General features: G+C 69.9%; 13 protein-coding genes. 11 read left to right on the forward strand and 2 right to left on the reverse strand.

Going from position 1 to position 14082, the window contains the following annotated elements; all coding sequences use genetic code 11:
- Positions 1-24 precede the first annotated feature (24 nt).
- From DFJ67_RS03920 to DFJ67_RS03965, 10 genes are all read left to right on the forward strand, one after another.
- The gene (locus DFJ67_RS03920; protein ID WP_116066609.1) at positions 25-1311 is read left to right on the forward strand and encodes a nicotinate phosphoribosyltransferase; all 1287 of its coding nucleotides are present in this window, start codon (positions 25-27) and stop codon (positions 1309-1311) included.
- Between the two features lie 9 nt (positions 1312-1320).
- Positions 1321-1902, forward strand: coding sequence for an isochorismatase family protein (locus DFJ67_RS03925; RefSeq protein ID WP_116066610.1), 582 nt, complete (start codon positions 1321-1323; stop codon positions 1900-1902).
- Positions 1899-3131: an MFS transporter gene (locus DFJ67_RS03930; protein ID WP_116066611.1), complete on the forward strand. Its 1233-nt coding sequence runs from the start codon at positions 1899-1901 to the stop codon at positions 3129-3131. The genes DFJ67_RS03925 and DFJ67_RS03930 overlap by 4 nt, the downstream gene beginning before the upstream one ends.
- A 182-nt stretch (positions 3132-3313) precedes the next feature.
- Complete coding sequence (locus tag DFJ67_RS03935; RefSeq protein ID WP_116066612.1) at positions 3314-4399, forward strand: hypothetical protein; 1086 nt, start codon at positions 3314-3316, stop codon at positions 4397-4399.
- Between the two features lie 139 nt (positions 4400-4538).
- Entirely contained in the window at positions 4539-5519 is a 981-nt protein-coding gene (locus DFJ67_RS03940) for a sugar ABC transporter substrate-binding protein (protein ID WP_116066613.1), read from the forward strand.
- Positions 5516-6292, forward strand: coding sequence for an ATP-binding cassette domain-containing protein (locus DFJ67_RS03945; protein ID WP_116066614.1), 777 nt, complete (start codon positions 5516-5518; stop codon positions 6290-6292). Before DFJ67_RS03940 ends, DFJ67_RS03945 begins: the two co-directional genes overlap by 4 nt.
- Positions 6289-7302 carry an ABC transporter permease gene (locus tag DFJ67_RS03950; protein ID WP_116066615.1) on the forward strand — a complete coding sequence of 338 codons (1014 nt, stop codon included), beginning with the start codon at positions 6289-6291 and terminating at the stop codon, positions 7300-7302. Before DFJ67_RS03945 ends, DFJ67_RS03950 begins: the two co-directional genes overlap by 4 nt.
- 4 nt (positions 7303-7306) lie before the next feature.
- On the forward strand, positions 7307-8251 hold the full coding sequence (locus DFJ67_RS03955) for an alpha/beta hydrolase (RefSeq protein WP_116066616.1): 945 nt from the start codon (positions 7307-7309) through the stop codon (positions 8249-8251).
- Between the two features lie 17 nt (positions 8252-8268).
- Complete coding sequence (locus DFJ67_RS03960) at positions 8269-9159, forward strand: alpha/beta hydrolase (protein ID WP_170215737.1); 891 nt, start codon at positions 8269-8271, stop codon at positions 9157-9159.
- On the forward strand, positions 9156-10544 hold the full coding sequence (locus DFJ67_RS03965) for a mannitol dehydrogenase family protein (RefSeq protein ID WP_116066618.1): 1389 nt from the start codon (positions 9156-9158) through the stop codon (positions 10542-10544). The genes DFJ67_RS03960 and DFJ67_RS03965 overlap by 4 nt, the downstream gene beginning before the upstream one ends.
- Here the strand turns inward: DFJ67_RS03965 and DFJ67_RS03970 are convergent.
- The gene (locus tag DFJ67_RS03970; RefSeq protein ID WP_116066619.1) at positions 10537-11517 is read right to left on the reverse strand and encodes a GlxA family transcriptional regulator; all 981 of its coding nucleotides are present in this window, start codon (positions 11515-11517) and stop codon (positions 10537-10539) included. The two genes, DFJ67_RS03965 and DFJ67_RS03970, sit on opposite strands and share 8 nt — an antisense overlap.
- Before the next feature lie 91 nt (positions 11518-11608).
- On the opposite strand from DFJ67_RS03970, the gene DFJ67_RS03975 reads away from it, so the two are divergent.
- Positions 11609-12130, forward strand: a complete 522-nt coding sequence (locus tag DFJ67_RS03975; RefSeq protein ID WP_116066620.1) for a hypothetical protein — start codon at positions 11609-11611, stop codon at positions 12128-12130.
- A 47-nt stretch (positions 12131-12177) separates the two neighbouring features.
- Here DFJ67_RS03975 and ctaD read toward each other — a convergent pair whose 3' ends face one another.
- Positions 12178-13926: an aa3-type cytochrome oxidase subunit I gene (ctaD, locus tag DFJ67_RS03980; protein ID WP_116075597.1), complete on the reverse strand. Its 1749-nt coding sequence runs from the start codon at positions 13924-13926 to the stop codon at positions 12178-12180.
- Positions 13927-14082: the final 156 nt, after the last annotated feature.

A 14082-nucleotide genomic window follows, 5' to 3' on the forward strand; every position in this document is an offset into this window, starting at 1 on the left:
CAGCCAGCCTCTTAGGCTGGGGGGATGACCATGGGCCGCCCCGCCTTATTCACCGACCACTACGAGCTGACGATGGTCAGTGCCGCGCTCAAGGACGGCACCGCCGACCGGCAGTCCGTTTTCGAGGTGTTCGCGCGGCGGCTGCCGCCGGGCCGCCGCTATGGAGTGGTGGCCGGCACGGGCCGGTTGATCGACCTGCTCCGCGAGTTCCGCTTCACCGACGACGAACTCGGCTACCTGCGCGACCGCGGCATCGTCGACGCGACGACGGCCGAATGGCTGGCGGGTTTCCGCTTCCAGGGCGACATCGAGGGGTACGCCGAGGGCGAGCTGTTCTTCCCCGGCTCCCCGATCCTGACGGTCTCCGGGACGTTCGCGGAGTGCGTACTCCTGGAAACGCTCGTGCTCTCGGTCCTCAACCACGACAGCGCGATCGCGGCGGCCGCGGCCCGGATGGTCACCGCCGCCCGCGGCCGCGGCATGATCGAGATGGGCTCGCGGAGGGCGCACGAGGAGGCCGCGGTGGCCGCCACCCGCGCCGCCTACCTGGCCGGCTTCTCCTCCACCTCCAACCTGGCCGCCGGCATGCGCTACGGCATCCCGACCGCGGGCACCGCCGCGCACGCGTTCACGCTGCTGCACGACAGCGAGGCCAACGCGTTCGCCTCACAGGTCGCGACACTCGGCAAGAACACCACGCTGCTCGTCGACACCTATGACATCGCGGAGGGCATCCGCACCGCGATCGCGGTGGCCGGCCCGGAGTTGCGCGCGATCCGGATCGACTCGGGCGACCTGTCGGTGCTCGCCCAACACTCGCGCGAGTTGCTCGACTCGCTGGGCGCCACCGAAACCAAGATCATCGTGTCCGGCGACCTCGACGAATACTCGATCGCGGCGCTGGCCGCCGAGCCGGTCGACATCTACGGCGCCGGCACCTCGGTCGTCACCGGTTCCGGCGCGCCGACCGCGGGGCTGGTCTACAAGCTGGTCGAGGTCGACGGCCGGCCGGTGGTGAAGCGCTCGGAACACAAGGCCACCGTGGGCGGCCGCAAGATCGCGGTGCGCCGGCACAAGCCGACCGGCACGGCGACCGAGGAGATCGTGGTCTCGCAGGGAACGCCCGAGCCCCGCACCGGCGACCGGCTCCTGCAACGCCCGTTCGTGGCCGCCGGCGAGCCGGTCGACCTGCCGTCGCTGACCGAGTCCCGGGAACACCTGCGGCAGGGATTGATCTCGATCCCCTGGGAGGGGCTCAAGCTGTCGGCGGGCGATCCCGCAGTGCCGGTCACTGTCGTACCCGCGCGTTAGGGTTTGAACATGAGTCGCGCCTTGATCATCGTCGACACGCAGATTGACTTCGCCGAGGGCGGCTCGCTGCCCGTCGCCGGCGGCGCCGATGTGGCTTCCGGGATCACGGCGGCGCTGGCCGGCCGGGGCGACCGCTGGGCACACGTCGTGGCGACCAAAGACTTCCACATCGACCCGGGCGGCCACTTCAGCGAGCACCCCGACTTCGTCACCACGTGGCCGGCACACACCGTGGTCGGCACGCCCGGTTCCGACTTCCACCCCAACCTCGAGACCGGCGCGATCGAGGCGATCTTCCACAAGGGCCAGCACGCCGCGGCCTACAGCGGCTTCGAGGGCCGCACCGAAGACGGCGTCGGCCTGGCCACCTGGCTGCGCGACCACGACATCGACGAAGTCGAGGTGGTCGGCCTGACCACCGACCACTGCGTCCAGGCGACCAGCCTCGACGCGGCCCGCCAGGGCTTCAAGACCACCGTCCTGCTCGACCTCACGGCGGGCGTCCTGCCCGACACCACCGAAGAAGCCGTCGAGCGGTTGCGCGAGGCGGGCATCACGCTCGTCGGCAAGCCCATCGTCCGTTCCGCATGAGGCTGGCGCCCTACCGGGCGGTCCTCCGGCTGCCCGGGGTCCGCCCGCTGCTCATCGTCGCCATCCTGGCCCGCGTCCCATCTGTCGCGGCCGGGGTGACACTGACCCTGCACGTGGTCTTCGAGCTACACCGCGGCTACTTCGCCGCCGGCCTGGTCGGCACCGCCTCGACGGTCGGCGCCGCGATCGGCGCGCCGCTGCTGGGCCGCCTCGTCGACCGCCGCGGCCTGCGCCCGGTGCTCGCGATCTGCACGATCGCCGAGGGCGTCTTCTGGTCGGTGGCCGGCTCACTCCCCTACCCGGTGCTGCTGGTGCTCGCCCTGGTCAGCGGCGTGCTGATGCTGCCGGTCTTCTCGGTCGTCCGCCAGTCCCTGGCCGCGCTGGTGCCTGCGGAACACCGCCGCCCGGCCTACGCCCTCGACTCGATGTCGGTCGAGTTGTCCTTCATGGTCGGTCCGGCGCTGGCCGTGCTGCTGGCCACGTCGGTCTCCCCCCACGCGACGATGTTCGCCGTCGGCGCCGGCGTGGTGCTGTCGGGCACGGCCCTGTTCATCTTCAACCCACCGGTGCGGGCCGCTTCAGAGGAGTCGGCTCTCACCGGCCCGACACCGTCGCGGCGGTCGTGGCTCTCGGCCCGCATGGTGGCGATCCTGGCCATCGCGGTGGCCACGACGCTGGTGCTGGGCGGCACCGACGTGACGGTGGTGGCAGTGCTCCGCGAGGCGGGTCAAGTGAGCTGGACCGGTCTGGTGCTTGCCCTATGGGGCGTCTACTCGCTGATCGGCGGTTTCGTCTACGGCTCGCTGCGGCGGGTCCCGTCGCCGCTGATGCTGTTGGCCGTGCTCGCCTTCGGGACGTTGTTGGTGGCCTTGGCCGGGCCGCAGTGGTTCCTGGTCGCGCTGGCGTTGATCCCGGCGGGTGCGCTGTGCGCGCCGGCGCTGGCGGCCGCGGCCGACGCGGTCAGCCATCTGGCTCCGCCGTCGGTGCGGGGCGAGGCTATGGGTCTGCACGGGTCGGCCATCACGGTCGGGCTCGCACTGGGTGCGCCGCTGGCTGGGTGGGTCATCGACATGAGCTCGCCGCGGTGGGGGTTCGTGGCCACCGGTGCCGCCGGGTTGCTGGTCGCCCTGGCCGTGCTGCCGATCTACCTGATCCGGCGGCGGCCACCTGCTGTGCCTGCCACGCCCTCGCAACGCACCACCGAGCCCTCGCTGGCGGTGTCTGACTGACGCCGCGAGCACCGTGGCCGGACGGTCGTGATGCCCGGAAATACCGGAAATACAAGGCACCTCCCTGCCCTCGCCTTGGACCGCCCACCTGCGTGTCAACGGGTGAAATGCGGGGCTGAGCGGATCTCCCCGTCCGCCATCCGGCGGTTCCTGCGCACAGATCGCGGGGCTACAGTTCCGGCGTGCAAGGGCTGCTGAGATGGGTGTCGACGATCGACTCCGCGGCCGAGCGCGCCCTCCGCATCATCGAGTTCTTCGACCAGCTCACCCGCCACGACGCCGACATCGAGGCGGTCACCCGGGCCACCGCAGTGATGGCCGAGGCGACCGCCGGCGCGGAAGACGACCTGCACGATGTCGCCTGCGCGATGACACCGGCCGGGCGGGCGGCCCAGGATGTCGGCGCGAAGACCATCTCCCGGCCCGTGGTACACGGCAATGAAGTCATCGGTCAGGTCTGGCTCGCCCGCCCAGAAGGCGACGCCGAACGCGACTGGGACGACCTCATCATGGAACGGATGGCGTTGGCGGTCGCGGCCGCCCACGCCAGGCGGCGGCCGCCTGAGCGCAGCCCCGTCTCGGGGCCCGCCGACCCGGCCATCGTGCAATACCTGCTCGGCGGCGGCATCTCCGAACTCGACGCCAGCCGCGCGGCCCGGCTGCTCGGGTTTCGCGCCGGCCAGCAGGTCAGGGTCGTCGCCGTGGCCAGCGCCGACCTCTCCGATCGGATGCCGGAGCTGCGGGCGGCCTTCAGCGGGTTCGTCGTGCTCGCCGCCCTCAGCGGGTCCAGCGCCGCGGTCATCGGGTCGGCGCTGCCCGCGTCGATCACCTTGCCGGCCGACACCACCGGGTGCATCGGGCCCGTCGTGCCGGTGGAGCGGGCCGACGCCTCGTGGCGGGCCGCCCACCGCGGCCTGCGGTTCGCCGCCATGTCGTCGACCTGGCCCGCGCTGATCGACACCGCTGAGCTCGGGTGCCTGCTCGCCCTCGACGGGCTCGACCACGACGGGATCCGGAAACTCGCCGACGTGCAGGCGGTAGCGTCGATCGCGGCCGGCCGACGCGGCAAGGAAGACCTCGACCTCCTCGACGTCATCTGCGCGTCGAGTTCGCTGCGCGAGGCGGCCGCCGCCGCGCACATGCACCACAGCAGCGTCAACTACCGGGCGCAGGCGCTCAGCGGACAGCTCGGCATCAGCCTCGCCACCGCCGTCGGGCGCTACCGGGCCCGGACGGCCCTGATCTTCTGGCGCCTGCACTGCCGTTGAGCCATTCCGCCATCTGGCGGAATTGAGGCCGGCGATTTCAGCCAGGTTCCGATGTTGTTACGCGCCCACGATCGCGAGACTCGGATCAACTTCTTCACACCCCCATCCCTAGCCGTACGCGCGGCTGAGAGGATCTTCGATGTCCAGACGAAACCGGGCTCTTCCCCTTGCGACGTGCGCGTTGACGCTGGCGGCCCTGACGGCATGTGCCGCGAACCCCAATGAAGGAAAAGCGGCGCCCGCGGACTCGTCGACGGCCGCGACCACGAGTGCTCCGCTGACATCGGCGGAGTTCGTCAACCCGCTGCCGCAATACCCGGCGTGGCGCACCATCGGCGACTGCATGAAGGAAGCGGCCGGCGCCCGCGGGATCGACTTCACCGAGAGCGGCCCGACCGGCGGCGCGCTCGACGCCACGAAGATGATCCAGCAGATCCAGCAGGCGACCGCCAACAAGAAGGGCGCCATCATCACCTTCCCGGCCAGCGATGCATTCACGCCGGTCCTGCAACAAGCACAAAAAGCCGGAATCATTACCGGCACGTTGTACGGCGAGGGCGGCGACGTCGTGGTCGGACCCAACTACACCGACCTCGGCAAGATGTATGTCGACGCGATCGCCAAGCGGCCCGGGCAGCAGAACCTCGGCCTCATGGCGCAGAGCGACACCGGCCAGGCCAAGCAGTGGGCGGACGGAGTCGCGGCGGCAGCCAAAGCCACGTCGAACGTCAAGGTCGTCGGGACCGTCTACACCAACGACGACGCGGCGAAGGCGCTCGACCAGGCCAACGCGCTGCTGACCGCGCATCCCGAGATCAACGTCATCGCGAGCCACATGGGCTCGGTGACGCCCGGTGTGGTGGCCGCGATCAAGGCGCGGAGCCTGGTCGGCAGGGTCGCCCTCGTGGCGTCGGGCGCCGACAACGGCGGCAAGGAGGCCGTGGCGGACGGCATCGCCTACGGAGCCTGGTTGCAGGGCCTGTGCGAGGAAGGCAAAACCGTCCTGAACGCGGTGGCGGACAAGGCCGAGGGCAAGACGGTCGCGGCGCACATCGACGCCAAGGAGACCATCGGCACCAAGGAAGACCTCACCACGCTGCTCGGACAGGGCTGGGGATGAGCGACCCGGCCCTGCGACTGCGCGGGATCTCGAAGACCTTCGGATCGGTCCAGGCCCTGGAGCATGTCGACTTCGCGGCCTGGCCCGGTGAGATCCACGCGATCGTCGGCGACAACGGCGCCGGCAAGTCGACGATGCTCAAGATCGTCACGGGGATACACCAGGCCGACGCGGGCGAGATCTCCGTCAACGGGCGGGCGGTCGACCTGCGGCACAACGCCACGACGGTGCAGGACCTCGGTGTCGCCGTGGTCTACCAGGATCTCGCCCTGGTCGAGTGCCTCGACATCGCCCAGAACCTGTCGCTCGGCAGCCTGCCCCGCCGTTGGGGCATCGTCCTGGACCGGCAGCGGATGGCCCGCGACGCCGCGAAGGTGCTCAGCGACCTGAAGGTCCGCGTCGGCGACGTGCACACGCCGGTCGGGCTGCTCTCCGGCGGACAGCGGCAGATCATCGCCATCGCGCGCGCCGTCCGGATGGACAAACCGCTCATCCTGCTCGACGAGCCGACCGCGGCCCTCGGCGTCCAGGAGTCCGCGCGGGTGGGGACGATCATGGAGGAACTGCGTACCGCCGGCAAGGCCGTGGTCTGCATCAGCCACGACCTCGAGTTCGTCTTCGCCCATGCCGACCGGATCACCGTGCTGCGGCTGGGCGTGAGCGTCGGCACCCGCAAAACGGCAGAGACCACCCGCGCCGAAATCGTCGGGCTCATCACCGGTGCGTTCCCGGCCGACGAGCGTCCCACCCCAGTCCAGAAGGATGCGGCATGACCGTCACCCAGCCATCCTCGGTCGCCGCCGGCCCGCAGACCCCGGAAGTGCACCGCGGCCTGCTGTCGCGAGTGCTCCTGCGGCAGGAGTTCACGCTCGTCCTCGTCATCGTGGTCATCGGCCTCGTCGCCTTCACTCGCAACCACGCGTTCCTGAGCAGCGACAACGTGCTCGAACTGCTGCGCAGCTCGGTCATCTACTTCGTAATGGCCTGCGGCGCCTCGCTGCTCACCATCGGCGGCGGGCTCGACTTCTCGGTCGGCGGCGTGTTCACGCTCGGTGCCCTGACCACCAGCCTGCTGCTGGTCCGCGACGTGCCGTGGCCGCTGGCCGTGCTGTTCGGTCTCGCGGTCGGTGCCCTGCTCGGGGTCGTCAACCACCTCATCATCACCTACCTGCACGTTCCGCCGATCATCGCGACCCTCGGCACCTTCTTCGTCCTGTTAGGACTCAACGCGGAGGTGTCGCAGGGCGACGACGTGTTGCCGCTGCCGGACTCGTTCACGAAATTGGGACAGGGCGACGTCCTGGGGATTCCCAGCGTGGTGCTCTACGCCGTCGTCGTCGGGGTCATCTGCTGGTTCCTGCTGGAGCGCACCCGGTTCGGGGTGAACATCAGGGCCCTCGGCGGCAACCGCCAGGCCGCGATCCAGAACGGCCTGCGCGTCGTGCGGCTCGACCTCGCGCTCTATGCGATCGCCGGGACCACCGGCGCGCTGGCCGGGATCATCTACACCGCGCGGGTCGGTGCCGGGCAGGTGCAGGCCGGCGGTGCGACGACGACGCTCAACGTCGTGACGGCCGTACTCATCGGCGGTGTCAGTCTCTTCGGCGGCCTCGGCAGCATCACCGGCGTTGCGTGCGGCGCCCTGCTGTTGTCCACGGTGGACAATGCGCTGATCGTCGCCCAGGTGCCGCCGGACTACAACAACATCATCGTCGGCGCGATCCTCATCGGCGCTGTCGCGATCGATCACCTGCGCCGCAAGCGCCTCTACCGGCGGAGCTGACGCGATGACCACGAACTGGACCGTCCAGGCCCGCTACATGGATCCCGAACTCGCCGCGATGCAGGTGCTGTCGCCGCGGATCACGCTCGTCGACCTCGCGGCCGCCCGCGAGCTCGAACAGACACTCGCGACGCAGGCCACCCGCCGGGCCGACGACGTCGAGATCCTCGAGCTGGACGGCGAACGCCGCGACGGCACCCGGCTGCGGATGCGGCTCTACCGGCCCGTGCGCCCGGACCGGTCGGTGCTGCCGGTGCTGCTGTTCATCCACGGCGGCAGCTTCGTCACCGGCGGGCTGCACAGCGAGGACAACCGCTGCATCCATTACGCCCGGGAAGCTCAGGTCGCCGTCGTCGCCGTCGACTACCGGCTCGCGCCCGAGCACCCCTTCCCCGCCGCGATCGAAGACTGCCAGGACGCGCTCGAATGGATCGTCCGGCACGCACCGTCGCTCGGCTGCGATCCGTCGCGAGTCGCCCTCGGCGGGCTCAGCGCCGGCGGTTGCCTCGCAGCGGCGATGGCGCTGTGGACGGCGGAGCACGCCACCATCTCCCCGCTCTTCGTGATGCTGCTCTTCCCGGTGCTCGACGCCCGGCTCGCCACCGGGTCGGTCAACGAGTTCACCGACACCCCGGTGCTCATCTCCGACACCGCCCACCGGTTGTGGGCCCACTACCTGGGCGGTGCGGAGCCGTCCCCGCTCGCGTCTCCGGCGCATGCTCCCGACGTGAGCGGCTTCCCACCGACGCTGATGATCACCGCCCAATACGACCCGCTGCGCGACGAGGGCCTCGCTTTCGCGAGCCGGCTGGCCAGTTCCGGCGTACCCGTAGACCTCCATCATTTTGGTCGCGGCTTCCATTCCTTCGATTCGTTCGATGCCACTCGACTGGGTTTGGAGTGCCTGGACATCCAGGTGCGCGCTCTGCAGCGAGCCCTCGCCCCGTGACCGTGCCTGGAGCCTTCGTGCGTCAACCGAGCCTCGACCCCGCCGCCGCGCTGGTCATCGAGCACCTTTCGCGAAATTTGACCGTCGGTCACGACTCCGAGCCGGACCAGCTACGCAAGGAGTTCGCCGCGACGATCGCGTGGCTGCGGGAACCGGCCGCACCGGCGACCGGCGTGCGCGCCGAAGACCGCACGATCGAATCGGTCCCGGTGCGGGTCTACACACCGCCGGGCGCCGACCGACCGGACGTCGTCGTCTACCTACACGGCGGCGGCTGGGTCGTCGGCGGGCTCGACACCGGCGACGCGATCGCGCGGGCCATCTGCGACATCGTCGACGCGACGGTCGTCTCCGTCGACTACCGGCTCGCTCCGGAGCACCCGTTCCCCGCGGCGCTGACCGACTGCGCGACGGTCGTCCGCTGGGCGGCGGATCGTCGCCCGCGGTGGTTGGGCGTGGCCGGCGACAGCGCGGGCGGAAATCTCGCCGCCGCGTTGGCCAACGAGTTCTCCGCGCTGGTCGGCGGCCAGTTGCTGCTCTACCCGGCCCTGGATCCCCGCCAGGACACGGCGTCCTACCGGACCTTCGCGGAGGGATACCACCTGACCAGCGCGGCGATGGCCTACTACTGGCGCGCTTACGCGATGCCGGGTCCGGTTTCCCACGGCGACCTGGCCGCCCTGCCGGCGGCGGTGATCGCGACGGCCCACTTCGACCCATTACACGACGAGGGCCAGGGGTACGCGGCGCGCCTCGTCGAGGCCGGCGTGCCGACGGTCTACCTGCCTTCGCCGACGTTGCCGCACGGTTGGGCGGACATGACCGACCGCGTACCGGCCGCCGCCCGCGCCCTGTCCTCGGCGGCGACGGCGTTCGCGGAACTGCGCGACCGGGCGGTGCTGCGATGACCGCACTGACCGCGGCCACCGTCGGCCGGCTGGACCCGCGCGTGGCGACCCCCGCCTACGACCGCTCGGCGCTGGAGATCGGCATCGTCCACTTCGGAGTCGGCGGCTTCCACCGCTCCCACCAGCAGGCCTACCTCGACGCGATCGCCGCCACCGGCGAAACCGGCTGGGGTGTCTGCGGTGTAGGCCTGCTGCCGCCGGACGCCGCCGCCCGCGACGCGGCCCACGCCCAGGACGGTCTCTATGTGCTGACGACCAGCGCCCCCGACGGAACCCAGCAGTCCCGGGTGATCGGCACGCTGATCCGATACCTGTTCGCTCCCGACGACCCGGACGCGGTCCTGGCGGTCCTCACCGCGCCGTCGACCCGGATCGTCTCGCTGACCATCACCGAAGGTGGCTACGGCACCGACGATCTCGCTGGCGCCTTCGGCTACCTGACCGAGGCCCTGCGGCGCCGCCGTGCTGACGGTGTCGCGCCGTTCACGGTGCTCTCCTGCGACAACATCGAGGCGAACGGTCAGGTCGCCAAGCAGGCGGTCGTCGCGTCCGCGCTGTCCCGGGACCCAGAGCTTGCCGACTGGATCGACGCCACGGTGAGCTTCCCGTCCTCCATGGTCGATCGGATCACCCCGGTGCCGACTGCCGACACACGCGAGGCGTTGCGCGCCGAACACGGCATCGAGGACCGGTGGGCCGTGCGGTCGGAGAGCTTCACCCAGTGGGTCGTCGAGGACCGTTTCCCGGCGGGCCGGCCGGACCTGGCGTCGGTGGGCGTCCAGCTCGTGCCGGACGTCGAGCCCTACGAGCTGATGAAACTGCGGCTGCTCAACGCTTCGCATCAGGCGATGAGCTGCCTCGGCCTGCTCGACGGTCAGACCTGGGTCCACTACGTGTGCCGCGATCCACTGTTCGTCACTTTCCTGCGGCGCTACATGGCGAACGAGGCCATCCCGACCCTGCGTCCGGTGCCGGGGGTGGACGTGTCGGCGTACTGCGACCAGTTGATCGAACGCTTCGCGAGCGAGGCGGTGCGGGACACCCTGGAGCGCTTGACGGTCGACGCCTCCGACCGGCTGCCGAAGTTCCTGATCCCGGTGCTGCGCCACCAACTCGCGGCCGGCGGCCCGATCGACTGCTGCGTGCTGGTCCTCGCGGCGTGGAGCAGATACCTCGAGGGCGGCACGTTCACCGACCGCCAGGCGCACGAGCTGGTGCCGCTGGTGGCACAGGAGCGGACGCGGCCTGGGGCGTTGCTGGAGTTCGCACCGGTCTTCGGCGACCTCGCCAACAACCCCCGGCTGGTCTCCAGCTATGTCGCGGCCCGCGAAGCGCTGGGAAGCGGCGGGCCACGGTTGGCGATGAAGGGCCTGCTGGTCAGCTAGGCGCGCGTTCCGGGCGCCGGGACACGGCCCGGAACTTGGCCGGCGGCATGCGGAAGCGGGCGACGAACGCCTGCCGGAGGGCCTCGGCCGAACCGAACCCGGATCGGGTGGCCACCTCGGGCATGGGCAGGTCGGTCGAGTCGAGTAGCCGCGCGGCGGCGTCGACTCTGGCGCAGCGGACGTAGCGGGCCGGCGGGTCGCCCAGCTCACGCAGGAACAGCCGGGTGAGGTGGCGGGGGCTGACGCCGACCGCGTCGGCCAGGCGGGCCGTGGACAGGTCGTCGGCCAGGTGGCTGAGGACGTGGTCGACGGCCCGGCGGACGGTGTCGTTGTCGGGGGCGGGCGGAGCGACGTACACACTCATCTGTGCCTGGTTTCCCGGTCTTTGCAGGTAGGTGACCAGGTCCCGGGCGACCTGCCGGGCCAGTTCGGGGCCGTGGTCCTCCTCGACGAACGCCAGCGTCAGGTCGAGGGCGCTGGTGACGCCCGCGGCAGTGGCCAGGCGGCCGTCGCGGATGAAGATCGGCTCGGAGTCGACGCAGACGTCGCGGTATCGGCGGGCCAGGCGCGGCGCGAAACGCCAGTGCGTGGTCGCGCGGCGGCCGTCGAGCAGGCCGGTGGCGGCGAGCACGCTCGCGCCCGTGCAGACCGACGCGACCCGGCGGCTCTCCTTGGCCAGGCGGCGCACGTGTGCGACGACCACCGTGTTGTCCGCCGCCTTCTCGTGGCCGAAGCCGCCGGAGACGATGAGCGTGTCGAGTGGGCCGGTCAGCCGCTCCAGGGCGTGTTCGGCGTGCACGACCAGGCCGCTGTCGCATCTGATCGGGCCGCCGCCGGGCGTCGCCAGCGCCACGCGATAGCCGGGGCTGAGTTGGCCGATCGCGTTGGCCAGCCCGAACGTCGACGTCACGCAGGCGATGTCGAGCAACTCGGCGCCCTCGTAGCCGACCATGACGACCTGGCGCGGGTTCATATCCCCGACCTTAGGCCGTCGATCCCAGGGATTCGGACCTGTCCATGGCCGCGCGTTCCGGCCGGGCGGCCTTCGCGGGCATCGTCGTCGTATGACTTCTTGGGTTGCCCGACGCTGGCCGACGCTACTGGCGATCCCGCTGGTGCTGATCAGCTTGTACGACCTGAACGACGTGCGCGACCTGGCATTCCTGCTGGTCCTCTGCCCGCTCGCCTATCTCATGCCGGCTTCGTTCAACCGGCCCGGCATCACCTGGCCGGCGGTGCTCGTCGGCGCGTTCGCCGTCGGGCCGTTGCGATTCCTGGACCTGAATCCGGCGTACGCGCTGCTGGTCGCGTCCCTGGTTTTTGTGGTCATCGGCACCGTGCGACGGGCGCCGGGCTTCGGCATCCAGGTGGTGGGCGCCGTGCTGTTCGCGGTGCTCGCGGTGATCGCGATCGAGGCCGGCTCGCGCGCCGTCGGCGGGGTGCTGGTCGCGATCGGGCTGCTCGCGCACGCCGGGTGGGACGCCTATCACCATCGGGTCGACCGGGTGGTGCCGCGCTCGTACGCCGAGTGGTGCTTCGTCGTTGACGTGATCCTCGGTGTGGTCGCGATCGTGCTGATCTTCTAAAGCAATCAGGGGCGACGCGATCACGCGCCGCCCCTGATTGCCTTGCGTTACTTGCTGCTTTCGTTTGCTTCCTCGTAGCTGGCCCCGCCGTCGGACTCGCTGCTCAGCGGCTTGGCGCCGCCTTCCGGCGGGCCGGCGACCGACTGGCCGGCGGCGAGGTGCGGGAACTTCAGGTCGAACGCCGGCCGCTCGGAGCGGATCCGCGGCATCTTGTCGAAGTTGCGCAGCGGCGGCGGCGAGGAGGTCGCCCACTCCAGCGAGTTGCCGTAGCCCCACGGGTCGTCGGCCAGGGCCATCGGGCCGGCCTTGTAGGACTTCCAGATGTTGTAGAGGAACGGCAGCGTCGAGATGCCCAGGATGAAGGCGCCGATCGTGGAGATCTCGTTGAGCGTGGTGAAGCCGTCGCTCGGCCGGTAGTCGGCGTAACGCCGCGGCATGCCCTCCGCGCCCAGCCAGTGCTGCACCAGGAACGTGGTGTGGAAGCCGATGAACGTCAGCCAGAAGTGCACCTTGCCGAGGCGCTCGTCGAGCATCCGGCCGAACATCTTCGGGAACCAGAAGTAGATGCCCGAGTAGACCGCGAACACGATCGTGCCGAACAGCACGTAGTGGAAGTGCGCCACCACGAAGTAGGTGTCGGAGACGTGCAGGTCGATCGGCGGGCTGGCGAGCAGGACGCCGGTGAGGCCACCGAAGAGGAACGTCACCAGGAAGCCGATCGCGAACAGCATCGGCGTCTCGAAGCTCAACTGGCCGCGCCACATGGTGCCGATCCAGTTGAAGAACTTCATGCCGGTGGGCACCGCGATCAGGAAGCTCAGGAAGCTGAAGAACGGCAGCAGCACCTGGCCGGTGGCGAACATGTGGTGGGCCCAGACGCTCATCGACAGCGCCGCGATCGCGATGGTCGCGCCGACCAGACCCTTGTAGCCGAAGACCGGCTTGCGGGAGAAGACCGGGATGACCTCGCTGATGATGCCGAAGAACGGCAACGCGACGATATAGACCTCTGGATGGCCGAAGAACCAGAACAAATGCTGCCAGAGCATCGGTCCGCCGGTAGCCGCGTCGTAGACGTGTGCACCGAGGATGCGGTCGGCCGCGAGGGCGAACAGCGCCGCCGCCAGCAGCGGGAAGACCATGATGACCAGCAGGCTGGTGACCAGGATGTTCCAGGTGAAGATCGGCATCCGGAACATCGTCATGCCCGGGGCACGCAGCGTCAGGATCGTCGTGATCATGTTGACGCCACCGAGGATCGTGCCAAGACCCGAGATCGCCAGGCCGACGATCCACATGTTGGCGCCGACACCCGGCGTGTTCGTCACGTCGCTCAGCGGCGAGTAGGCGAACCACCCGAAGTCAGCGGCGCCGCCCGGGGTGATGAACCCGGCGAGGGCGATCGTGCCGCCGAACAGGTAGAGCCAGTAGGCGAAGCTGTTGAGCCGCGGGAACGACACATCCGGCGCGCCGATCTGCAACGGCACGACAAAGTTCGCGAAGGCGAACACGATCGGCGTCGCGAAGAACAGCAGCATGATCGTGCCGTGCATGGTGAACAGCTGGTTGTATTGCTCCGGCGACAGGAACTGCATCCCGGGGCGGGCGAGCTCGGCGCGCATCAGCAGCGCCATCAACCCACCGATAAGGAAGAACACGAAGCTCGTGACCATATACATGATCCCGATTTGCTTCGCGTCGGTCGTGCGCAGGATGCGCGCCAAGGCCGAGCCCTTAACCGGCTGGCGGACCGGCCAGGGCCGGGTCACGATCGGCTTCGGTGCAACGGTGGTCACCACAGGCCTCCGCATCGTCTGTCTGTGTCGGAGGCAGAATAGTCCTCGCATCTCAGGGATCCCGCGCTGGGTGGTGAAAACCTCTCGGAGACCCCGCGCCGGTCGGTAGGGGTCGGCGCTCGGTTAGGACCGGGTGGGAGACGGCCTTGAATCGCT

Origin of the sequence: Asanoa ferruginea (assembly GCF_003387075.1) — a bacterium.
GTDB classification, from domain to species: Bacteria; Actinomycetota; Actinomycetes; order Mycobacteriales; family Micromonosporaceae; genus Asanoa; species Asanoa ferruginea.